The organism is Burkholderia sp. AU30198, assembly GCF_020419825.1.
Taxonomy (GTDB): domain Bacteria; phylum Pseudomonadota; class Gammaproteobacteria; order Burkholderiales; family Burkholderiaceae; genus Burkholderia.
The window spans coordinates 186,904-209,663 of sequence record NZ_JAIZSA010000007.1; the positions used below are offsets into that span (position 1 = coordinate 186,904).

General features: G+C 67.6%; 21 protein-coding genes. 14 read left to right on the forward strand and 7 right to left on the reverse strand.

Annotated features, from left to right (window positions below):
• Positions 1-12 precede the first annotated feature (12 nt).
• Positions 13-933: a serine O-acetyltransferase EpsC gene (gene epsC / locus LGN19_RS17510; RefSeq protein ID WP_122948407.1), complete on the reverse strand. Its 921-nt coding sequence runs from the start codon at positions 931-933 to the stop codon at positions 13-15.
• Positions 934-1,070: 137 nt separating this feature from the next.
• A complete protein-coding gene (locus tag LGN19_RS17515) occupies positions 1,071-1,304 on the reverse strand; it encodes a hypothetical protein (protein ID WP_043186155.1) in 234 nt (77 codons plus the stop codon).
• A 279-nt stretch (positions 1,305-1,583) separates the two neighbouring features.
• Here LGN19_RS17515 and LGN19_RS17520 point away from each other — a divergent pair, with 279 nt between their 5' ends.
• The 3 genes from LGN19_RS17520 (at position 1,584) to fnr (ending at position 3,904) form a co-directional block, all read left to right on the forward strand.
• Positions 1,584-1,994, forward strand: coding sequence for a DUF3005 domain-containing protein (locus tag LGN19_RS17520; RefSeq protein ID WP_122948406.1), 411 nt, complete (start codon positions 1,584-1,586; stop codon positions 1,992-1,994).
• A gap of 592 nt (positions 1,995-2,586) precedes the next feature.
• Positions 2,587-3,054, forward strand: a complete 468-nt coding sequence (locus LGN19_RS17525; RefSeq protein WP_122948405.1) for a universal stress protein — start codon at positions 2,587-2,589, stop codon at positions 3,052-3,054.
• Positions 3,055-3,157: 103 nt separating this feature from the next.
• Complete coding sequence (gene fnr / locus LGN19_RS17530) at positions 3,158-3,904, forward strand: fumarate/nitrate reduction transcriptional regulator Fnr (RefSeq protein ID WP_011356726.1); 747 nt, start codon at positions 3,158-3,160, stop codon at positions 3,902-3,904.
• 48 nt (positions 3,905-3,952) lie between these two features.
• On the opposite strand, the gene LGN19_RS17535 is transcribed toward fnr, so the two are convergent.
• Positions 3,953-4,846 carry a LysR family transcriptional regulator ArgP gene (locus LGN19_RS17535; RefSeq protein ID WP_226216266.1) on the reverse strand — a complete coding sequence of 298 codons (894 nt, stop codon included), beginning with the start codon at positions 4,844-4,846 and terminating at the stop codon, positions 3,953-3,955.
• 110 nt (positions 4,847-4,956) lie between these two features.
• Here LGN19_RS17535 and LGN19_RS17540 point away from each other — a divergent pair, with 110 nt between their 5' ends.
• From LGN19_RS17540 to LGN19_RS17560, 5 genes are all read left to right on the forward strand, one after another.
• A complete protein-coding gene (locus tag LGN19_RS17540) occupies positions 4,957-5,577 on the forward strand; it encodes a LysE/ArgO family amino acid transporter (protein ID WP_226216268.1) in 621 nt (206 codons plus the stop codon).
• A gap of 387 nt (positions 5,578-5,964) precedes the next feature.
• Positions 5,965-6,912, forward strand: coding sequence for an aldo/keto reductase (locus LGN19_RS17545; protein ID WP_226216270.1), 948 nt, complete (start codon positions 5,965-5,967; stop codon positions 6,910-6,912).
• A 219-nt stretch (positions 6,913-7,131) separates the two neighbouring features.
• Entirely contained in the window at positions 7,132-7,920 is a 789-nt protein-coding gene (locus LGN19_RS17550; protein WP_226216271.1) for a hypothetical protein, read from the forward strand.
• A 235-nt stretch (positions 7,921-8,155) separates the two neighbouring features.
• Positions 8,156-9,130 (forward strand): helix-turn-helix domain-containing protein, encoded by a 975-nt coding sequence (locus LGN19_RS17555; RefSeq protein ID WP_226216273.1) that lies wholly within the window; start codon positions 8,156-8,158, stop codon positions 9,128-9,130.
• Positions 9,131-9,282: 152 nt separating this feature from the next.
• Complete coding sequence (locus LGN19_RS17560) at positions 9,283-10,848, forward strand: GMC family oxidoreductase (protein WP_226216275.1); 1,566 nt, start codon at positions 9,283-9,285, stop codon at positions 10,846-10,848.
• A 100-nt stretch (positions 10,849-10,948) separates the two neighbouring features.
• Here LGN19_RS17560 and LGN19_RS17565 read toward each other — a convergent pair whose 3' ends face one another.
• A complete protein-coding gene (locus LGN19_RS17565) occupies positions 10,949-11,929 on the reverse strand; it encodes a helix-turn-helix domain-containing protein (protein WP_226216277.1) in 981 nt (326 codons plus the stop codon).
• A 177-nt stretch (positions 11,930-12,106) separates the two neighbouring features.
• Between LGN19_RS17565 and LGN19_RS17570 the strand changes: the two genes are divergently transcribed.
• The 5 genes from LGN19_RS17570 (at position 12,107) to LGN19_RS17590 (ending at position 17,052) form a co-directional block, all read left to right on the forward strand.
• A complete protein-coding gene (locus LGN19_RS17570) occupies positions 12,107-12,640 on the forward strand; it encodes a 2,4'-dihydroxyacetophenone dioxygenase family protein (RefSeq protein WP_122948397.1) in 534 nt (177 codons plus the stop codon).
• Positions 12,641-12,658: 18 nt separating this feature from the next.
• Complete coding sequence (locus tag LGN19_RS17575; RefSeq protein ID WP_226216279.1) at positions 12,659-13,963, forward strand: MFS transporter; 1,305 nt, start codon at positions 12,659-12,661, stop codon at positions 13,961-13,963.
• 1 nt (position 13,964) lies between these two features.
• Positions 13,965-15,086: a 2,3-butanediol dehydrogenase gene (locus LGN19_RS17580; protein ID WP_226216281.1), complete on the forward strand. Its 1,122-nt coding sequence runs from the start codon at positions 13,965-13,967 to the stop codon at positions 15,084-15,086.
• Positions 15,064-15,786 carry an SDR family NAD(P)-dependent oxidoreductase gene (locus LGN19_RS17585; protein ID WP_226216283.1) on the forward strand — a complete coding sequence of 241 codons (723 nt, stop codon included), beginning with the start codon at positions 15,064-15,066 and terminating at the stop codon, positions 15,784-15,786. The genes LGN19_RS17580 and LGN19_RS17585 overlap by 23 nt, the downstream gene beginning before the upstream one ends.
• A 174-nt stretch (positions 15,787-15,960) precedes the next feature.
• Positions 15,961-17,052, forward strand: a complete 1,092-nt coding sequence (locus LGN19_RS17590) for a porin (RefSeq protein WP_174957967.1) — start codon at positions 15,961-15,963, stop codon at positions 17,050-17,052.
• Between the two features lie 149 nt (positions 17,053-17,201).
• Here the strand turns inward: LGN19_RS17590 and LGN19_RS17595 are convergent, their stop codons facing one another.
• Positions 17,202-18,176, reverse strand: coding sequence for a helix-turn-helix domain-containing protein (locus tag LGN19_RS17595; protein ID WP_226216285.1), 975 nt, complete (start codon positions 18,174-18,176; stop codon positions 17,202-17,204).
• Positions 18,177-18,595: 419 nt separating this feature from the next.
• Between LGN19_RS17595 and LGN19_RS17600 the strand changes: the two genes are divergently transcribed.
• Positions 18,596-19,483 carry a transporter gene (locus LGN19_RS17600; RefSeq protein WP_226216287.1) on the forward strand — a complete coding sequence of 296 codons (888 nt, stop codon included), beginning with the start codon at positions 18,596-18,598 and terminating at the stop codon, positions 19,481-19,483.
• A gap of 67 nt (positions 19,484-19,550) precedes the next feature.
• On the opposite strand, the gene LGN19_RS17605 is transcribed toward LGN19_RS17600, so the two are convergent.
• Positions 19,551-21,164: a GMC family oxidoreductase gene (locus tag LGN19_RS17605; protein WP_226216289.1), complete on the reverse strand. Its 1,614-nt coding sequence runs from the start codon at positions 21,162-21,164 to the stop codon at positions 19,551-19,553.
• 85 nt (positions 21,165-21,249) lie between these two features.
• Positions 21,250-22,704, reverse strand: coding sequence for an aldehyde dehydrogenase family protein (locus tag LGN19_RS17610; RefSeq protein WP_226216291.1), 1,455 nt, complete (start codon positions 22,702-22,704; stop codon positions 21,250-21,252).
• Positions 22,705-22,760 lie beyond the last annotated feature (56 nt).

Consider the following 22,760-nt stretch of genomic DNA (forward strand, 5'->3'; position numbering starts at 1 on the left):
CCGCGCGCCGCGTTACGGCTTCTCGGCGCTCCCGCCTTCGCGCACCTTGCCTTGCGCGACGCTCGTGCCGGCCGGCACGCTGTGCGTGAGCCACACGTTGCCGCCGATCACCGAGCCACGCCCGATCGTCACACGGCCGAGAATCGTCGCGCCCGCATAGATCACCACGTCGTCCTCGACGATCGGGTGCCGCGCATTGCCCTTGACCAGCGCACCGTCGCCATCGGCCGGGAAACTCTTCGCGCCGAGCGTGACGGCCTGATACACGCGCACGCGCTCGCCGATGATCGCGGTCTCGCCGATCACGACGCCCGTGCCGTGGTCGATGAAGAAGCTCGGGCCGATCTGCGCGCCCGGGTGGATGTCGATGCCGGTAGCCGAGTGGGCGATTTCATTGATGAACCGCGCAAGCAGCGGCACACCAAGCCGGTGCAGCGCGTGCGCGAGCCGGTGGTGCATCATCGCCAGCACGCCGGGGTAGCACAGCAGGATCTCGGTGATGTGCTGCGCGGCCGGATCGCCCGCATACGCGGCCTGGATATCGCTGACGAGCAGCGCGCGGACCGCCGGCAACTGCCGGCCGAATTCGCGCGCGATTTCGAACGCGCGTTCGTCGAGCTCGGCGAACGGTGTATCGGCATGCTCGGGCAGGAACGGCAGCGCACGGCGGATCTGTTCGGACAGAATGCGCAGCGTGCTTTCGAGCGTGTGGCCGACGTAGAAGTCGACGCTTTCGTCGGTCAGATCCGGTGCGCCGTAATGCGTCGGAAACATCGACGCGCGCAGGCCGGTCACAATCTTGCAGATCGCATCGCGCGACGGCAGTTCGCGGATGCCGCGCGGATGACGCGTGCGATGGAGTTCCTCGCGCGACTCGCGCAAGCCGGCAACGATTTCTTCAAGGCCCCACTGACGGGCGGGTGATGTCGACATATGCCAATGCAGGCGGCCGCGCTCGGTCGCACGGCCGCTAATAAAGTGACGGGTTCCGCAAGATTACCGCGTTTTTTGTCCGGCAGCGGCACGCCGGGGATCGGCCGGACGGCCGATGGCGCCGAATCGCGGCGGCGTCAGATCGTGATGCTGCTCGCGTCGATCCACCGCACGGCCCAGTCGCGCGCGTGCGCGATCGCGGCGCCTTCGTCGTGGAACTGGAGCTCGATCGGAAAAAACCGGTTCGCAACGAGCTCCCCGTCGCTCGATCGGGAGATCACGACGTAGGGCTTGAACGAACCGTCACTGGCGCGCGCGGGCGCGCAATTCAACAGATAACCGCGGTGCGTGAACGCAGTAGTCGCTTGCATGAATCCGCCACCTCTAGTCCCTTGCTTTGTTGTTCACTACCCGTCTTTAAGGGTGCTGCGGCGCCCCCGGCGCGGGCAGAGGCGGCGCGACCGAATCCCCTGTCGCCGCTTCGCAGGAAAAGAATCATACTCTGTAGAAAACGGGTCTTCTAGCTGAAATAAATCATGACAAATCAGTGCGCGTCGCGCGACCGCGGCGATCGCCCGCGCGCCTTTTCCCGTCACGCCCGGAACGGGATTTGCTTCGATCCGGAACGCTTCGCCGCGAGGAGAGCCGAGATGGAAACATCCGGTCAAACCGATCGTTTGCGCCCGCGCAGCATCGAGCTCGACAACGACGACACGCACGACAGCACGGTCGACACCGACGGCAAGAACCGCGAGGCGTCACGCCTCGCCGGCGGCGGGCCGATCTCGCCCGACGAGATCACGCGCAGCAACGCGTCGCTCGTCAATGCGATGCCGGAGGCCGGCGACGGCTTCGCCGGTTTCGACAGCCGCCCCGGCGGCAATCATCCGGCGTTCGCGCTGCGCGCCGGCTACATGGTGATCGAGAAAGGCTTTGACGCGCCGCCACCCATGAGCGATGCGCTGTTCGGCCCCGTCCACCGGATGCACGGCAGCGCGTACTGGCCCGGCCACCAGCGGCGGCCGGAGCGCGTATTCGAGCTGACGGCCGTACCGAAGTAGCCGGCGCGGCGTTTGAATCGATCGTTCGTTTGCGAACCGGCATCGGTCGATGGCGGATGGCTGCGGATCGGCGCGCGCGACTGTGCGCCGACCGCGCACGGGTCACTGCGCGCTGCAAAAGCGGACGATTCCGCGCAGCGGCACCGGCGGTTTCATGCCTGCCGTGAAGCGCACCGACGCACATGCGTTGATCGAGGTCATGTCGAAACGGCACGGTTGCGATTGAATGGCGACGGGGGCGATGCGTCCGCGTGACTGCCGCGCCGTGTCGATGCGACCGGCGTGCGCGGCGATGCATGTGCACGTGCCGCACGCGACACCGATGCTTGCGCATGCCATCCCGTCGACGCTGCGGACGGCGGCGGCAACCACGCCGCACGACGCGCGTCACACGGCGCGCGGCGGAGCGTGCGTCGCGTGCATGGCCGTGCGCCGCAGAAACGGCAGCGGCGCCGCCGCGCGGCACGGCCGGCACCTCACTGCAAAGTCCCGGTCATTGGTTTACTCTGCCTCGCAGCATTGCACATTGCGCATTGCCCAGCCCGATCGGCCATCCGGCCGACTTCGTTTCAACCCGCCACTCGGAGACACTATGTACAAGCGTATTCTGGTTGCCGTCGACGGCAGCGACACGTCCCGCCATGCATTCGATGCCGCGCTGGCGCTCGCGAAATCACACGGCGCCGAGCTGCAACCGTTCTACGTCGTCGAGAACGCCGCGATCTACTACAACGTGCCCGGCTACGATCCGTCCGTGCTGCGCGATCAGCTCGTCGCGCAGGGCAATGCACTCGCGAAGGATTTCGCGACGCTGATGCAGGCAGCGGGCGTGAAAGGCGAGACGAAGCTGAGCGAAGCAACGTCGCTCAACGACGTGTCATCGCTGATCCTCGACGGTGCGAAAGCATTCGGTGCCGATCTCGTCGTGCTCGGCACGCATGGCCGCCGCGGGTTCCGCCGTCTCGTGCTCGGCAGCATCGCCGAGCAATGCGTGCGCCACGCGACGCTGCCCGTGCTGCTGATTCCGGCGGCCGCCAACGTCGACGAACCGGCAGCATGAACGGCGTTCGGCATGCGCGGCCGGTCGCGACGTTTTGTCACCCGACAGCGGCAAGTTGCGGTGGGACAATGATTCCGTCGATTCAACGCCGGAGTAAACGATCATGCTGACGCCCGTCGCCACACGTCCCGCCGCCACGCCTCATGCCGGTAGCTGGGCTCCTCGCCAGGCCGCGCACTGCTCGACGTGCGCCATGCGGCACCTGTGCATGCCGCAGGGCCTGGCGCCCGAAGCGCTCAGTCGCCTCGAGTCGGTCATCTGCGCGGCGCGCCCCGTCAAGCGCGGCGAAGCACTGTTCCGCGAAGGCGACGCATTCGACAACCTGTACGCGGTGCGCTCGGGTTCGCTGAAAACCGTCGCGACGCGCCACGACGGCCGCGAGCAGGTCACCGGCCTGCATCTCGCCGGCGAAGCGCTCGGCCTCGACGGCATCTGCGACGACACGCATCCGCGCACCGCGGTTGCGCTGGAAGACAGCTCCGTCTGCGTGATTCCGTACAGCGCGCTCAAGACGCTGTGCTCGGAAGCCGGTTCGATGCAGTTGCGCATGCACAAGCTGATGAGCGAACAGATCGTGCGCGAAACGTCGCAAACGATGCTGCTCGGTTCGCTCAATGCCGAAGAGCGCGTCGCCGCGTTCCTGCTCGACGTATCGTCGCGCTACCTGAAGCGCGGTTACTCGCCGTCGGAGTTCAACCTGCGGATGACGCGCGAAGACATCGGCAGCTACCTCGGCATGACGCTCGAAACGGTCAGCCGCACGCTGTCGAAATTCCAGAAGCGCGGCCTGATCGAAATGCAGGGCCGCCACGTCCAGATCGTCGATTTCGACGGCCTGCATCACGTCTGATGCCGCACGGCGCGCGCGTCGCGCGCGCCGCCCGCTTCGCGTCACCAATCAGTCGAGAAACAGCGCGGCACGTGCCTTCAGCGCCGCGCTGAAATCGTCGAGCCAGCCGATCGACAGGCGCCAGCTCTGCCAGTACAGATCGATGTCGACGGTTCGTCCGCGCGACATGTCGACCAGTTCGCCCGCCGCCAGCTGGCGGTCGACCATCCGGTCCGGACACATTCCCCATCCCAATCCCGTTTCGCACGCACGCAGGTAGCCCGCGACGTGCGGTATCCAGTGCTGCGGCGGATCGAGATCCGCGCGCGTCACACGCCGGATGAAACGCGCCTGCAGCCCGTCCTTCGGATTGAACATCACGCACGGCGCGCGGCGCAGCGCATCGCGCGTGATGCCCGCGTCGAAGTAGCGTTCGTAAAACGCCGGCGAGCACACCGCGCGATAGCGGATGCGCCCGAGCCGCTCCGAGCGGCACCCCTGGATCGGCTCGGCCTGCGCGGTCACGGCGCCCTGCACGCTGCCGTCGCGAATGCGCGAAGCCGTGTAATCCTGGTCGTCGATCACGAGGTCGAGCAACGTCTCGCGCTCCGTGCAGAACGGCCCGACCGCGTCGATGAACCACGTCGCGACGCTGTCGTCGTTGACGGCCACACGCAACGTCGGCCACGCGCTCGCGATCTGACCCGGCAGCGCCGGCATCCGGCCCCCCAGTTCGGCCTCGAGCAGTTGCACGCGCTCGGTGTGCCGGCACAGCAGCGCGCCCGACGTCGTCGCGACGCACGGCTGCCCGCGCTTGACGAGCACGCTGCCGACCCGTTCCTCCAGCAGCTTCACGCGCTGCGACACCGCCGACGCCGTGACATTCAGCTCCTTGGCCGCCCGTTCGAACGAGCCGTGCCGGATCACGGCCGCGAGGGCATCGAGCAACGCGTAGTCGATCATTAGATTTCCTTAATCTGCATTAGGTGAATTAGCTTCTCTTATTTTCATGCTGACCGCAGACTAGCGCTACCCGATTCATCCGTCCACTGCTTCTACTGCTGTCACTCTCCATGAACTGGCTCGCTTTTTCCCACGGCGCCGCACTCTGCGGATCGCTCATCGTCACCATCGGCGCGCAGAACGCCTTCGTGCTGCGGCAGGGCATCATGCGCTCGCATATCGGCAAGATCGTGCTGCTGTGCGCGCTGTCCGACATGATCCTGATCGGCGCCGGCGTCGGCGGCGCATCGGTGCTCGTCGAACGCTATCCGACCTTCGTCCACATCGTGCTGTACGTCGGCCTCGCGTATCTCGCATGGTTCGGCATCAACGCGCTGCGCCGCGCGTTCAAGCCGGGCCACGAAACCCTCGACGTGCGCGGCGACGCGGTCGCGCCGCCGCCGCAAAGCGGCCTGGCGATCGTGCTGATGACGCTCGCGTTCACGTGGCTGAACCCGCACGTGTATCTCGACACGTTCCTGCTGATCGGCACGGCCGGTGCGCGCGAACCGGAAGGCACGCGGCTCGCGTTCGCGATCGGCGCGATGTCGGTCAGCGTCGTGTGGTTCCTCGGGCTCGGCTACGGTGCGCGACTGCTGGCACCGTGGTTCCGCAAGGCGGTGGCGTGGCGCGTGCTGGACGGCGCGATCGGCAGCATGGTGCTGTTTCTCGCGGCCGTGCAGTTGCGCTGACCGGCTCACCGTCGCACGGGCGGCCGCTTGCCGCCCGTCGTCCCGCCCGCTCCGGCGCAACGCCGGAGCATCCGCCTTCCCGCCCTTCCGCCCGCCTCCACCCACACACCGTTTCGCGCCCCGTGGCGCCAGCCGCGACAAAAAATCGGTTCCCGATCGAACGCAGCCACACGAAGCGCTCGCGCAGCGGACGGGGTGTCCGTCATCCGCATCAAACTGTCTGCCATCGCGACGGCACACCGCCTGCACGAATCGAAGCGATCGGCGAGAATGTCCGGCGTCCCGCGACAACGGCGTGACCGCACCGCGTACCCCGTCGTCTCGCCGCGATCGTTTCGGCCCATCCCGCAGTTCAATTCCGTCACCCCGCAGATATCGGAGCAGAACATGGCACTACGCACCCTCGGCACGTCGAACCTCCAGGTTTCGCCGCTCGCGTTCGGCGGCAACGTCTTCGGCTGGACCGTCGACGAGAACACGTCGTTTGCGCTGCTCGACGCGCTCGCCGACACCGGCATCAACTTCATCGACACGGCCGACGTCTATTCGGCCTGGGCCCCCGGCAACAGCGGCGGCGAATCGGAAACGATCATCGGCAAGTGGCTCAAGCGTTCCGGCAAGCGCGAACAGGTCGTGATCTCGACCAAGGTCGGCCTGCTGGCCGCGCGCGCGGGGCTGACCCGGGACAACATCCTGAAAGCCGCCGACGATTCGCTGCGCCGCCTGCAGACCGACTACATCGATCTGTATTTCTCGCACAGCGATCTCGCCGATTCGGCCCCGCTCGAAGAAACGCTCGGCGCCTATCAAACGCTGATCGACGCGGGCAAGGTGCGGATCATCGGCGCATCGAACTACAGCGGCGCACGGCTGCGCGAAGCCGCCGACATCAGCAAGCGCGACGGCCTGCCCGCGTACCAGGTCATCCAGCCGGAGTACAACCTGCTCGACCGTGCCGACTACGAGCGCGATCTCGAACCGGTCGTGCGCGACCTGAAGCTCGGTGTCGTCAACTACTACGCGCTCGCGAGCGGCTTCCTGTCGGGCAAGTACCGCAGCGAGGCCGACCTGAAGAAGAGCGTGCGCGGCGATCGCGTGGCCGGGTATCTCAATGAACGCGGGCTGCGCATTCTCGCCGCGCTCGATGCGGTGGCCGACAAGCACGGCTCGCAGCCGGCCGCGATTGCGCTCGCGTGGCAGATCGCGCGGCCGACGATCACCGCGCCGATCGCGAGCGCGACGTCGCTTGCGCAGCTGGAATCGCTCGGCGAAGCGATTCGCGTCACGCTCGATCAGGACGACATTCGCCGGATCGACGAGGCGAGCGCAGGCTGAAGTCGGTGGCGGGCCGGTCGATCGGATCGCGCCGTCGGTGCGGTTCCGCGACCGGCCGGTGTCATGTGCGCGCCCGTGTCGCCGCATTGGCGGATGCGGGCAATCCGGGACTGGCGGATGGATACAATGGCGTGCGCCCGGGCGGCCCGCCGCACGGCCCGGCATGGCCGGACCGATATCCGTGACGCCCCGGCCCCACACCACGCACACCGACCGCCCATGCCCAGGAACGCCCGTCGCACCCGCTACGCCCACCCGTTCGCCGCCCTGCTCGCCGTGCTGTCCGCGTGCGTGCCAGCCGTGTCCCGCGCGGGCTGGTACGAAGTCGTGAACTACACCGGCACGATCGGCAATGCACCCGTCCACGTATCGCTGCAGACCTACGACGCCATCAACCGCAACGACGCGGGCCGCTGGCGTGTCGACGGCAGCTACTACTACGACGCGCATCGCAAGCCGATCCCGTTACGGGGCCACCGCGAGCCCGACGGCCGCATGACGCTGTGCGAAGCGTCGCCGCCCACGTCGACCGCCGAATCGCCGGTCGTACCGGCCGCCTCCCCGTCGCGGCCAAAACCTTGCCCGATTGCGCTGAACATCACCGGCCATGCGGCGACCGGTACATGGGACGACGGCCGCAAGACATTCCCGATCACGCTGAACGAAGTCGGACGACTGAACGACAACGATCAGGATCACCTCCAGCTCGACGGCACCGTCGACGTTCCGATGTGGTATCGCACGAAGACGCACATGCTGGTCGGCGTCTATGCGCTGTCCGACGGGTGCGGCATTGCCATGCAGTCGCTGCGGGCCGTGAACATCGCGACGGGCCGCACCGATCGCACGATCCCGCTCGCATGCGACGCGGGGATGGTGATGACGTCGATCTACGCGAACGTCACCGACGCGCAACGGCCCGGCCATGTGACCGTCGAATTCCGCGACAACCGGATGGGTTACGAGCAGGACGTTTCGCTCGGGCTGACGTCGTCTTCATCGAAATAAGCCGGCGACACCTGTCTGCAGTGCGTACCGACATGCACGCCACCTGGACGAAAACCGTCGTCGTGTTTTGACCGGCACGGCCGCTTGTGTTGACTCAGCCGGACATCGATCGTGCGCGCAGCCGCAACGCCCCGCTGCAAGCGCGTCACACGCCTGCCCCGGGTCTTTCACGGATTGACCGCGCCATTCGACCTGCCCGAGACTGCGCCGCTCGGGCGGTCATTGGGAGAACGTCATGCCGGACACCAGCACGGAGATCGCCACGATCTCGACGCGCACCGTGCGCGGCCACGAGCGCGTCGACTTCTGGGTCGACCATGTCGCGCGCACGCTCGTGCGGATCGAATGCAGCGGCAAGTCGTCCGAAGGCATCGACGCGTCGCTGCGCAAGCGCGATCTCGGGCTGTTCGGCGCCTGCGACATCGTCGCGAACCGGCATGCGGTCGTGCGCACGTCGCACAACATCCATGCGGACCAGCGCGACGCCGTGTTCATCTGCCTGATGCACACAGGGCAGGGCTATACGTTCCAGGACGTCGACTGCATGCAGCACGGGCCCGGCGATCTCGTGCTGTACGACACGTCGATGCCATACGGTCACGGCTTTCCCGCCGACATGGCGATGACCGTGCTCGACGTGCCGCGCGACGTATTCGAGGCGCGCGTCGGCCCGTGGCGCTACCGCAGCCTCGTCAAGATCGACCGCGACGACGGCGTCGCATCGTGGGCCGTGCGGCAGGTGTATGCGCTGCTCGCCGCGCCGCAGGAGCCGACGCCCGATGCGCGCGAGCGGCGCGCCGCCGCAATCCTCGATCTCGTGCAGTCGATGCTGCGGCTGCACGACGGCGACGCGTCGCCGACCAAGTCGACCGTCCACACGCTGTCACGCGCCAAGGCGTTCATCGACAGCCATCTCGCCGACGACGACCTCGACAGCCAGTCGGTGAGCCGCGCGATCAACCTGTCGCCGCGCCAGCTCGCGCGCGTCTTCGAGATCGAAGGGATGCCGCTCACGCGCTACATCCTTGCGCGGCGGCTCGAACGCTGCCGAGCCGACCTGCGCGACCGGTCGCTAAAGCACCTGACGGTCAGCGAGATCGCGTTCCGCTGGGGCTTCAACAACAGCGCGCACTTCAGCCGCAGCTATCGCGCGCGCTTCGGCGAGACGCCGAGCGATACCCGCGCGCCGGCGCCGGCCAACGCGCGATAGTCCACCACCTGCCACCCACCACCCGCCGCCGTGTCCCTGCGAGGCAAGCACGGCGTCCGTCCCGGTCAAATGGGGCCGCATAGCGGTCGCTAAGCTGGCTTCCTGCGCGGCGGCACTCGTTTCGCCGCCCGACAGCAAGGAGAAGAAGCGGGATGGAGACGTACGACCATATCGTCGTCGGCGGCGGTTCGGCCGGCTGCACGGTCGCGCATCGGCTGGTGAAGGCCGGCAGGCGCGTGCTGCTGCTCGAGGACGGCCCGAAGGACGACAGCCTGTTCATCCGGATTCCGGCGACGTTCATCCGCGTGCTCGGCACGCGGCGCACGGTCACGTTCGAGAGCGAGCCGCAGCCCGGTGCGGCGGGACGCAAGACCTACGTGCCGCAGGGCCGCACGCTGGGCGGCGGCAGTTCGGTCAACGCGATGCTGTACGTACGCGGCACGCGCGACGACTACGACGACTGGGCCGCGCTCGGCTGCACGGGCTGGGGCTGGGACGACGTGCTGCCCGTGTTCAAGCGCGCCGAATCCCACCTGCGGCTCTCCGAGCCGTTTCACGGCACCGACGGGCCGCTCAAGGTTGGCGACACACGCTTCCGGCATCCGTTGAGCCTCGCGTTCGTGAAAGCCGCGCAGGAAGCCGGCATCGCGTACAACGACGACTTCAATGGCGCCGCGCAACATGGCGCCGGCTTCTACCACACGACGATCTTCGACGGGCAACGCGGCAGTACCGCGGCCACCTATCTCGCCGACGCGCTCGGCCACCCGAACCTGCGCGTGCTGACCGGCTGCCGCGTCACGCGCATCCGGTTCGACGGCCGGCGCGCGACCGGCGTCGAATGGCGGACGGAAAACGGTGCGGCGGGTTCGGCCGCCGCGCGCGCCGACATCGTGCTCGCCGCCGGTGCGCTGAGCACGCCGAAGCTGCTGATGCTGTCGGGCATCGGGCCCGGCGCGCACCTGCACGCGCACGGCATCGACGTGCTGCACGACAGCCGCGACGTCGGCGCGAACTACCAGGATCATCTCGAAGTCTCGATCTACGGCCGCAGCCACGCACCCGTCAGCCTGCTGGGCGAGGATCGCGGGCTGAAAGCGCTGCGGCACGGGCTGCAGTGGATGCTGTGCCGCACGGGCCTGCTGACGTCGAACGTCGTCGAATCCGGCGCATTCGTCGACACGACCGGCAGCGGCCGCCCGGACATCCAGTTCCACGTGCTGCCGACGCTCGTCGGCGACGTCGATCGCGAGCCGCTTCCCGGCCACGGCCTGTCGATCAACCCGTGCCTGCTCAGGCCGCGCTCGCGCGGCTCGGTGCAACTGCGCGGCAACGATCCGGCCGCGCCCATTCTGTTCGACAGCGGCGCGCTGTCCGACCCGGCCGATGTCGATGGTCTCGTGCGCGGCGTTGCGCTCGCGCGGCAGATCATCCGTGCACCGTCGCTCGCCCGCATCGTGCGCGAAGCCGAGACGCTGACCGACGCGGCACTCGCCGACTACGTGCGGCACCGCGCGAAAACCGTCTATCACCCGGCCGGCACCTGCCGCATGGGTAACGACGAGCATGCGGTCGTCACGCCGCGCCTGTCGGTGCAAGGCGTCGACGGATTGCGGATCTGCGATGCGTCGGTCATGCCACGCATCGTGTCCGGCAACACGAACGCGCCGACGATCATGATCGCGGAGCGCTGTGCCGAGTTCATGCTGGCGGAGTAACGCAACGCGGCGCGGCACGCGTGCGCTGCCGTTCAATACACCGAAAAAAAAACGGCGCGTGAGATACGCGCCGCCACTCCATCTGCATCAACCGCCGGAATCAACACCCGGCCGCGCGCGCCGCCTCGCGCAGCGCCATCGGCGACGCACCATAGCGCTCGCGAATCGCACGGCTGAAGTGCGCCTGGCTCGAGAAGCCCCAGCGAAACGCGATTTCGCCGACGCTCGTCTTGCGCAGCCGCGCATCGGTCAGCTCGCGATGCGCATGCGACAGCCGCTCCGCCCAGATGTGCTGCGTGATCGACTCGCCTTCGGCCGCGAAGAGCCGGCTCAGATGCCGCAGCGACAGCCCGACCGCGTCGGCGACGGCCTGCGGCCCGAGTTCCGGGTCACCCAGGTGCGTCGCGATGTACTGCTTCGCGGTCAGCAGATACGACAGCGACGCGCGTGACGCGCCCGCGCCGTTCACTTCCGCATCGATGAGTTCCGCGATCAGCGCGCGTGTGTGTTCGGCGAACCGCGCGGCGTCGCCCTCGACCGGGTCCTTCATGAACCGCTCGACGCTCGCGCGCAACGTCGCGCCGAGCATCGCGCCCGCGCCCGGTTTCGGTGCGATCCGCAGCGGCAGCGCCGCCAGTTCCGCATCGAGCCGGTGGTCGAACGTCGTGATCGGGATGTCGATCAGAAGCTGCCGCATCGGCGTCAGGAATCCGAACAGATAGGGCACGCGCGTGTCGTAGACCACGACATCGCCGGCTTCCGCGAGCAGGCAGCGGTCGCGCTGGATGAAATACGCGCGCCCGCTCAGGAGCTGGCATGCGAACAGCGACTCCTTCGGCAATTGGCGCACATGCACCGGGCTGCGCTCGATCACATGATCCTGGCCGCTGATATCGGCGACGCGCAGGTCGGTCAGCGCGAGGTCGGTCTTCTCGACCTCGAGCCCGCCCGGCGACAGCGACGAGCAGCGCAGGCCGACCAGCGTGGCCGCATTGAAGGCATCCCAGTACGCCATCCGGTCGCACGCCGGCACGCCGGCCGTCGAGCCTCGCGTGCGGGAAAAAACCGTCGAATTCGTCACGTCGCCTCCTGCTGGCGCCTGTCGTGCGGAGCGGCACGGTTGGGGGAATGATTCGTCTGAATATTGGCGCGGCGCCATGTCCGGCGCGATCAAGCAATTCGTCCAGCCCAGTCAAGAGCGGCGCGCACCGGCTGGCTAAAGTCGAGCCCACGACACCCATACACAAGGAGACGAACCGTGGTCGACCAAGCCGTAGCCGAATTCTGGCAAACCATCCCGCCGATTGCCAATCCGTTCAAGCCCGATGCGCTGCCAGAAGCATACATCCCGAACGCGGCCACCGACGACGAGCGCTATTACGTTCCGTTTACCGAAACGGTTTCGTCGCGGCCGCTGTGGATCTCGCCGTCGCAGAACAAATGGTGCGACATCCTGATGGCAAAGGAAGCCGGGCTCGTGAACCGGCACTATCACCCGCACGAGGTGTTCGCTTACACGCTGTCGGGCAAGTGGGGTTATCTGGAGCACGAATGGACCGCGACGCGCGGCGATTTCGTGTACGAGACGCCGGGCGAGGGCCACACGCTCGTGGCCTTCGATCACCCCGAGCCGATGCGCGCGTTCTTCATCGTCAAGGGGCCGCTGATCTGGCTCGACGAAGAAGGCAACCCCGACGGCTACTTCGACGTGCACTCGTACATCGCGATGTGCAAGGCGCATTACGAGAAGGTCGGCCTCGGCGCGCAAGCGATCGAGAAGCTGTTCCGCTGACGCGCGGCGAGGCTCATCATGACATCCCCTTCCTCCTCGAAACCCGCATGGACGTATGAAAACAGGCTGCTGCTGATCCTGTTCATGACGTTCGGCTTCGTGTTCTTCGACCGCCTCGCGCTGTCGTTTCTGTTCCCGTTCATGTCGGCCGAGCTGCACCTGACGAACACGCAGCTCGGCATGGTGTCGTCCGCGCTCGCGCTCACGTGGGCATTGTCCGGTGCCGCGACCGGCGCGTGGTCCGACGCGCGCGGCACGCGCAAGCCGCTGCTGATCGCGGCCGTGCTCGGCTTTTCCGTGTGCTCGGCGCTGTCGGGGCTCGTCGGCGGCTTCGCGAGCCTGATCGCGTTCCGCGCGCTGATGGGCATCGCCGAAGGCCCCGTGCTGCCGCTGTCGCAATCGCTGATGGTCGAAAGCTCCACGCCGAGCCGCCGCGGGCTGAACATGGGCCTGCTGCAAGGCTCCGCCGCCGGCCTGCTCGGCGCGATGATCGGCCCGCCGGTGGTCATCGGCATCGCGACCACGTACGGCTGGCGCGAGGCGTTCTACGTGTCGTGCGTTCCGGGCTTCCTGATCGCGTTCTGCATCTGGCGCTGGGTGCGCGAAGTGCCGCCCGGCGGCGTGCGGCACGCGCAGGCCGATACCGCCGGCGCGCCGGCCGCGAGCGGCGCGGCAGTCAGCCGCTGGGCGCTGCTGAAGGAACGCAACATCCTGCTCTGCATGCTGATCAGCTGCTTCTTCCTCACGTGGTTCATCGTGATCATCTCGTTCGCGCCGGTGTTCCTCGTGGAAAGCCGCCATCTGTCGCCGTCCGACATGGGCGTCGTGATGACCTGCCTCGGCGCCGCGTGGGTGTTCTGGGGCTTCGCGGTGCCGGCGATCTCCGACCGGATCGGCCGCAAGCCGACGATGATTGCGTTCGCGCTGATCGCGTCCGTGTGCCCGATCGTGATGATCCATGCCGGCTCGCTGTGGGCGCTCGGTGCACTCGTGTTCGCCACGTACACGGGCCTCGGCTGCTTCACGCTGTTCATGGCCACGATCCCGGCCGAAACGGTGCCGCCGCGCGCGATCGCCAGCGCGCTCGGCCTGATCATGGGCGCGGGCGAGCTGATCGGCGGCTTCGTCGCGCCGACCGTCGCCGGCTTCGCGGCGGACAAGTACGGCCTGCAGTTCGCGATGTGGACGTCGGCGGCCGGCGCGATCCTCGCGTGCGTGCTGTCGTTCGGCCTCGTCGAAACCGCGCCCGCCGTACTGCGCAAGCGCGCGCTCGCCGGCACGGCCGCGAGCCGTCTCGATGCACAGAACCTCGGAGGGCGCTGACATGCGGGCACTTCAATGGCATGGCCCGCGCGACGTCCGTCTCGTGGAAATCGACACGCCGCGCGTCGGCCCCGGCGACGTGCGCATCGCAGTCGCGTATTGCGGGATCTGCGGCAGCGACCTGCACGAATATGCGGACGGCCCGCATGCGATACCGGTCGACACGCCGCATCCGCTGTCGCGCCGCACCGCGCCGCTGACGCTCGGCCACGAGTTCTGCGGCACCGTCGTCGAAGTCGGCGACGGCGTGACGGCGCTGCGCGCGGGCGATCGCGTCGCGGTCGAGCCCGAGTATCGCTGCCACCAGTGCGCGTACTGCCGTTCGGGGTCGTACAACCTGTGCGTGTCGATGGGCTTCGCCGGGCTGATGGGCGACGGCGGGATGGCCGACTTCGCGGTCGTGCCGGCCTACATGCTGCATCGCCTGCCGGACGGCGTCAGTCTCGAACAGGCCGCCGTGATGGAACCGGCCGCGGTCGCGCTGCACGCGTTGCGGCGGGGCGAGCTGCGGCTCGGCGAGACCTGCGCGGTGTTCGGGCTCGGGCCGATCGGCCTGCTGCTGATCATGCTCGCGAAGCTGCAGGGGGCGACGACGATCGTGGCTGTCGACGTGTCGCCCGAACGGCTTGCGGCAGCCGCGCGCTTCGGGGCGACGCATACGTTCGATGCGCGGGCACTCGGTGCCCCCGCGCTGCAGGACGCGATCCGCGCGGCCACGGGCGGGCTCGGCGTCGACGCGAGTTTCGAAGCGGCCGGGCTGCCGGCCACGTTCGAATCGGCGATGCAGGCACTGCGCAAAGGCGGCCGCGTCGTGATGGTCGGGCTGATGCCGCATGCCGGCTTCGACGCGTTCCGCGCGGTCAACGACGAGCTGACGTTCACGGCAAGCGTCGGCTACCGGCATGCGTACGAAGACCTGCTGCGTATCGTCGCGTCGGGCGCGCTCGACCTCGCGTCGATCGTCACGCGCACCGTGTCGCTCGAAGAAGCCGTCGCCGACGGCTTCGACGCGCTGCTCGCCGACCGCGCGCAGATCAAGATCCTCGTTTCACCCGCGCAACGGCCGGCCCGTCGCGCACATACCATCGGGAGTGTCGAGCATGAGTCGTCAGTGGGCGTTTGAGGGACAGTCCGTCGTCGTGACGGGCGGCACATCGGGCATCGGTGCGCGCACGGCGCTGCGCTTCGCGGAAGCCGGCGCGTCGGTCGTCGCGCTCGGGCTCGATGCGGCCGGCCCGCATGCGCCCGTGCATGCGGGCATCCGGTGCGTGGCACTCGACGTGACCGACAGCGATGCGCTGACGCGCACGATCGCGGCGCTGCCGCGGCTCGACGTGCTCGTCAACGGCGTCGGCATCAGCCGGCACGCGGACGAGTACCGGATGGACCAGTTCGAGCGCGTGCTGAACGTGAACCTGACGTCGGTGATGCGCGCATCCGACGCCGCACGGCCGGCGCTGTCGGCACACGGCGGCAGCATCGTCAATGTCGCGTCGATGTACACGTACTTCGGCAGCAAGGACCGCCCCGCGTACAGCGCGAGCAAGGGCGGCATCGCGCAGCTCACGCGCTCGCTTGCGCAGGCGTGGGCCGATCGCGGCATTCGCGTGAATGCGGTCGCACCCGGCTGGATCGACACACCGCTCAGCAGCGGCCTGATGGCCGACACGCAGGCGTCGCGCCGCATCCTCGAGCGCACGCCGCTCGGGCGCTGGGGCACGGCCGACGAAGTCGCGGAAGTGATCCTGTTCCTGTGCTCGCCCGGTGCGTCATTCGTGACCGGGGCGATCGTGCCGGTCGATGGCGGGTATTCGACGGTCTAGCGCGCTGTTCAACGGGCATCGGCGGGCGTGCGATTGCTGACGATGCCCGCCGCGCACCGGTTTCTTTCGGTTGCCGCTGAACCGGGATTCTCCGGTTCAGGTTTGTTCATATCAATCAGTAGTCCAATCAAAAATATCCGACCCGATCGGAAACATGTGAGGAGCACATTGGAGATGACGAAAAAGACCCTTCTGGCGCTTGCGGCATGCGCCCTTCCCGCCGCATCGTTCGCGCAGAGCAGCGTGACGATGTTCGGGTTGATGGATGCCGGCATCAGCTATGTCAGCAATCAAGGCGGCCACGGTGCCGCGAAGTTCGACGACAACATCTTCTTCCCGAACCTGCTCGGTTTCGAAGGCAAGGAGGATCTCGGCGCGGGCACGCGCGCGATCTTCCGGCTCGTCAACCAGTATTCGCTCGGCAACGGCTCGATCATCGGCGGCGGGCTGTTCGCGCGCCAGGCCTATGTCGGCGTGGAAAACGACCGCTACGGCAAGCTGACGCTTGGCAACCAGTACGAGTTCATGGTCGATGCGCTGGCCGCGAGCGGCAACGAGATCGCGCAGGATCTCGTCGGCCTGTACGGCTTTCGCAATGGCCCGTTCGACAAACTCGCGCTGCCGAACAACCCGACCGGCGCATTCGACTGGGATCGCGTCGCGGGCAGCAATCGCGTCGCGAATTCGGTCAAGTACACGAGCCCGTCGCTGTCGGGCCTGACCTTCGGCGCGCTGTACGGTTTCGGGAACGTCGCGGGGTCGGTCGGCGCGAACAACACGGTCAGCGTCGGCGCGAGCTACGACAACGGCCCGTTCGGCGCCGGCGCGGCCTATACGAACCAGAAGTACGGCGCGACGGACGGGCTGCCGCCGACCAGCGTGCGCAACTGGGGCGCGGGCGTGCACTACACGCTCGGCACGGTCACGGGGAAAGCGCTCTTCACGACCGTGCGCAACGCGCAGAACGGCGCGGGCGCGTGGTCGGCGGAAGCCGGCGCCGCATGGCGACCGTCGCCGGCATGGGTGATCGGCGCGAGCTACACGTACATGAAGGGCAACGACACGCTCGACAACGCGCACGCGCACCAGTTCCTGGCCGCCGTCCAGTACTGGCTGTCGAAGCGCACGATGGTGTACGTGGCGGGCGTGCATCAGCGCGCGAACCACGGCAGCAACGCGCAGATCAACGGCGTGATGGATGCGAACGGCGCGTCGAGCGGCGCACTGCAGTCGATCGCGCGGATCGGGTTCAGCACGCGGTTCTAGGCCGTCGCTCCGGCGAGTCCTGTCGGCGATCCTGCGGCCGGCTCGCCTGACAACGCGGGGGCGGTGCCAGCCCCCTGCCGCCCTTGTCGTTACACGCGGCCGGCCACCCACCCATCCCGATCGCGAAGCATGGAGGCACGCAACCGCTGCTACCCCAACGATTCCTCGGCGCCGCCATCCTGCATCGCAGCATCCCGACATTGCGACGGCGTGACCCCGAAGCGCCTGCGAAACAGGCGCGCGAAATACGCCGGATCGGAGAACCCCGACTGCAGCGCGAGACGCGTAATGCTCGCCCCGTCGGCGCCGGTCTGCGACAGCACTTCGTGGCACTTCTCGAGCCGCAGGCGCTGGATCATTGCCTGCGGCCGCTCGCCGATCGATTCGAACGCCTGGTAAAGCGTGCGACGGCACACCTTCAATGCGGCCGCAATGCGATCGGGCGACAGTTCGCCGTCATCCAGATGCCGATGAATGTATTGCTGCGCGTCGCGCAGCAACGTCTCGCGGATCTTGCGCCGCGAAGCCGGCGCCGTGCCGTCCGTGAAATCGATCGCCTCGGCGAGCAACGTCGCCACCAGTTCCAGCACGCCGAAGCGGCTGCGCGGATTCATGCGCCGGCCTTCGCCAATCATCGCCTGCAGGCTGGCGAGCGCCACGGCCGCGCCGCCCGTCGTCGGCATCGCGCGGCCGATCGCGTGCCGGGCCAACGTCAGCAGCGCGTCATGATCGGCCACTTCGCACAGCATCGTGACGAATTCGCCATGCGCGTCGCTTTGAATCCAGTACGGGCTGCTCGCCTCGTAAAGCGTGAAATGCCCTGGCGGCACGACCACTTCGCACGCGCCCTGCTCGAGTCTCGCCACGCCGCTCAGTTGCCAGATCACCTTGACGTAGCGATGCTTCAGCGTCTTGCAGGCGTCGCGCCCGATGGAGGCGCTATGCGCGCTTGCCGAAATGCGCGCCACGCGGCAGCGCGCATGATCGAACACGTCGACGTTAGCGTCGAATTCGCCGGACGCGCCGGCGTTGAGCTCCAGCGGAAAGAACCGATGCCGGATCTGCTCCGACCAGCACGATAGCGCGCCCTCCCGCAGCGGCGGATGCGATCCCGAATCGATCATGACGTTCGCCTCCAGAAATATCCGGCTTTCAAGTACGTCCATTGCCTGGCCGCCTGCATGCGCATGCAGCGGGCACGACGATCGACTCGCCCGACTTCCGCTCGTGTACGGCGACACGCTCGGCAAGCGTCGATGAGAGGGGATCGGATCGTAGCGTACGGCGCGTCGACGCAAAAGAACATTCGCACAACTCCCATGCGCGGCCGGAACGCTACCTGACGCAGTAAAGATTTCACCTAGATGCACCGCACTCCTGATGGCTCTGCACGCAAACACATGCGAGCGGAAAACTGGCGCGGCACCCTGCTGACGGGCGGAAACCGGCTTTCGGCCGGGCTTCACGCAACCGGCCCATGCCGCCACGCCCCCCGCCCAAAGACAAACGGCGGCCGCTCACGCGCCGCAGGAGGAGACAAACGATGAAACGACGATTCCTTTCCGTGATGCTGTCCGCGCTCGCGGTCGCGCACGGCGCTCACGCAACCGAAGGCGGCGGCTCCGTCTACCCGACCGGGGCGGAAGGCTACCTGTGCTGCGCACTGCCGCCGCCGGGGCTCTATGCGCTGATCTACGCGGAGCGCTATCACGCCGGCGAACTGCGCGACAACGACGGCCGCAACGTCGCGCCGCCGGACTTCAGCATCACCGCTTATTCGGTGACGCCGCGGATCGTGTGGGTGACGCCTTACACGTTTGCCGGCGCGTCGCTGGCCATGCATGCGCTGCTTCCGCTCGTCACGCTCGACGTGCACGCGGGCGGGCAATCGCAACGGCGGACCGGCGTCGGCGACATGACGTTCGGGCCGGCGCTCGGCTGGCACGTCACGCCGACGCTGCACACGCTGCTCGCCGTCGATTTCTTCGCGCCGACGGGCCGCTACGACAAAAGCGACCAGGCCAACATCGGCCGGAACTACTGGGCGATCCAGCCGATCGCCGGCATCTCGTACGGCGGCCGTACCGGGCCGGTGTTCGACGCGAAGCTCATGTGGACCTTCAACCAGCGCAACCACGCGACGGACTACCAGTCCGGCCAGGAATTCATCGTCGACTATTCGGCGGGCTGGGGTTTCGGCAACGGGCTGACGGTCGGCGCGGGCGGCTATGTCTACCGGCAGATGACGGACGATTCGCAGGCCGGGCACACCATCGCCGGCAATCGCGGCCGTTCGTTCGCGATCGGCCCGTCGATCAAGTACGACAGCGGGAAGGGCTGGTTCGTGACCGCCAAATACCAGATGGAAACCGATGTGAGAAACCGCCCGGAAGGCGCGGCGTTCTGGCTCAAGGCCGTGTTTCCGCTCTGATTCGAACGGATTCGCGTCGGCATCGCCCGACGCGAAGGCGGCGCAGGTCATCCCTGCGCCGCCCGTTTCATCGTCCGACCAGCAGATCGGCGCCGCGTTCGCCGATCATGATCGCCGGCGCATTGGTATTGCCGCTCGGCACCTGCGGGCAGACCGAGCAATCGATCACGCGCAGATTCGAGAAGCCGTGTACGCGCAGCGTCTTCTGGTCGACGACCGACGTGCGCGGATCCGTGCCCATCCTGCAGGTGCCGGCCGGGTGATAGACGGTCTTGATGTCCTGCCGCACGAATCGCTCGAGCGCCGGCAGATCGTCCGGATCGATCCGGGCCGGCGCGACGATTTCCTTCACGTGCGCCTGGAGCGCCTTCGCCTGCAGGATCCTGAGCCCGGCCTGAACGGCCCGGATCTGGCCGTCGAGGTCGGCCGGGTCGCTCAGGAAATTCGCATCGATCGTCGGAAGGTCCGCCGGATCCTTGCTGCGCAACCGCACCTGCCCGCGCGATTTCGGTTGCAGATGGCCGACCTTGACCGACATGCCGTGCTCGCTCGCCGGCGGCTTTTCGCCCGGCGTATTGTCGAAATTGTCGAGCAGCGGCAGGAAATGGAACTGGACATCGGGCCGCCCGGTGCCCTGCGTGTCGATGAAGGCACCGCCTTCGAGGATGTTGCTGGTCAGCAGGCCGCTCCTGAAGCACTTCCATTGCAGGAAATGGCGCATCGCGCGAAGCCCCGTGTTCTCGCCGTAGAGGCTCGTCGGCGTGCGAATCGACGCCTGTACCGACATGTGCAGATGGTCGTGGAAATTCTGCCCGGCCGGCAATGCAGCAACCGTATCGATCCCGAGCGCGGCGAGATGCTCCGCCGGCCCGATGCCGGACAGCATCAGCACCTTCGGACTCCCGATCGCCCCCGCGCTCACGACGACCTCGTTGCGCACGCGCACCGACACCGGCGCATTGCCGCCCTCGCTGAATTCGACCGCGACCGCACGCCCCGCATCGGTCCGGATCCGGTGCACGAGCGCGCCGGTCACGACCTTCAGCTTCGCGTCGTTGCGCACCGATGCCAGATAGGTCTGCGCGGTGCTCGCGCGTTCGCCGTTGCGCGTCGTCGTCTGGTAATAGCCGATGCCCTGCTGCACTTCGCCGTTGAAATCGTTGACGTAGGGCAACCCCATTTCCTGCCCGGCCCGGATGAACGCGGCCGTCAACGGATGGCGATAGCGGTTCTCGCTGACGGGCAGCGGGCCCGTCTGGCCGTGATACGCAGGCCCCAGGCTTTCGTTCGCTTCCGCCTTCCTGAAATACGGCAGCACGTCGTCGTAGCGCCAGTCCGTGCATCCCCACTGCGTTGCCCAGTCGTCGTAGTCCTCGCGCTGCCCGCGGATATAGATCATGCCGTTGACGGAACTGCCGCCGCCCAGCACCTTGCCCTGCGCGATGATCATGCTGCGGCCGTTCGCGTTCGGCTGCGGCTCGGTCATGTAGGGCCACGATTTCTTCTGGAACACCTGCATCACGCCGCCCGGAATCCGGTGAAACGGATTGTCGTCGCGCGTGCCGGCCTCCAGCAGCAACACCGAACCGGCATTCTGCTGGATCAGCCGCGCGGCCACGACGCAACCGGCGGAACCCGCGCCGATGACGACGTAATCGAAGGTCAGGTCTTGAGTAGTCATGTGTCTGTCGAGTGGGATAGGCGGACAAGCAACGCAATGCCCGCCATCTTGTTGTTGTGGTGTCTCCGTGCCGAAGCGTGCGCGGCTACATCGCGATCGTGACGACCTTCTCCTCCAGGTACGCATCGAGCCCGCTTTGCGACAGGTCGCGCCCGACACCGCTGTCCTTGAAGCCGCCCCACGGCAGCCGCGCGTCGAGCGGGCTCCACGCGTTCACCGCGACCGCGCCGACCCGCAGACGGGCGGCGGTGCGGTGCGCGGTGGCGAGATCGCGGGTCCACAGCGACGCGGACAGCGCGTAGACGGTGTCGTTCGCCAGCGCGACGGCCTCGTCTTCCGTATCGAACGGAATGATCGTGCCGACCGGCCCGAACACTTCGTCGCGCGCGATGCGCATCGCCGGATCGACGTTCGCGAACACCGTCGGCCGCACGAAGAAGCCTTGCGACGGCACCGGCTCGTCGCCCGCGACCATCGTCGCGCCGTCGCGAAGCGCCGCTGCGATATGCGACTTCACGCGATCGGCATGGCGGGCACTGATCAGCGCGCCCATCTGCGTCGCCGGGTCGAACGGCGTGCCGACCCTGATCGACCGCGCCGCGTGCGCGAGCGCGCCGACCACGTCATCGTAGTGACGGCGCTGCACCAGCACGCGCGAGCCGGCCGCGCAGGTTTGCCCCTGGTTGACGAACAATCCCATCGCGACGCCGGCGATCGCCTGCTCGAGATTCGCGTCGTCGAAGATGATCTGCGGCGCCTTGCCGCCGAGTTCCAGCGTCAGCCGCTTGAACTGCGCGCCGGCTTCGCGCGCGATCGTGCGGCCGACCTCGGTGCTGCCGGTGAAGCTGATCTTGTCGACGCCCGGGTGATTGACCAGCGCGGCGCCGACCGATGCGCCGATGCCGTGCACGAGATTCACGACGCCCGGCGGAAAGCCCGCCTGCACGGCCAGGTCCGCCAGCGCGCCGACCGCGAGCGGCGCGTCCTCCGACGGCTTGATCACGACCGTGCAGCCGGCCGCAAGAGCGGGCGCGAGCTTCCAGCACGCGATCATCAGCGGCGCATTCCACGGCACGATCAGGCCGGCGACGCCGACCGCCTCGCGCACCGTGTAGTTGACGGTCGGGCGCCCCATGAAGCCGCCGGTCGGAATCTGGCGGCCTTCGAGCTTGTCCGCCCATCCGGCGAAGTAGCGCAGCGTGTCGATCGACATCGGCAGGTCCATCATCCGCACTTCCATGGCCGGGCGCCCCTGTTCGCGCGCGAGCAGCTCGACGAAGCGTTCCGCGTCGTGTTCGAGCAGGTCGGCCAGCCGGTTCAGCAGCTTCGCCCGCTCCGCGCCGGACAACCGGCTCCAGTGCCCGCCGTCGAATTCCGCACGGGCCGCGCGTACGGCCCGGTCGACGTCGGCGCCGGTGCCGGCCGCCACGCGCGCAAGCAGGTGTCCGGTGCACGGTTCGAATTTCTCGAACCACTCTCCCTGCACGGCGTCGCACGCGTCGCCCGCGATCCGGTGTTGAAGGGTGTACTCGGCTGTCATGTGGCTGTCTCCAGATTAAAGGCCGATCCCGCGCTGAAAGGCGGATCGGCATATCT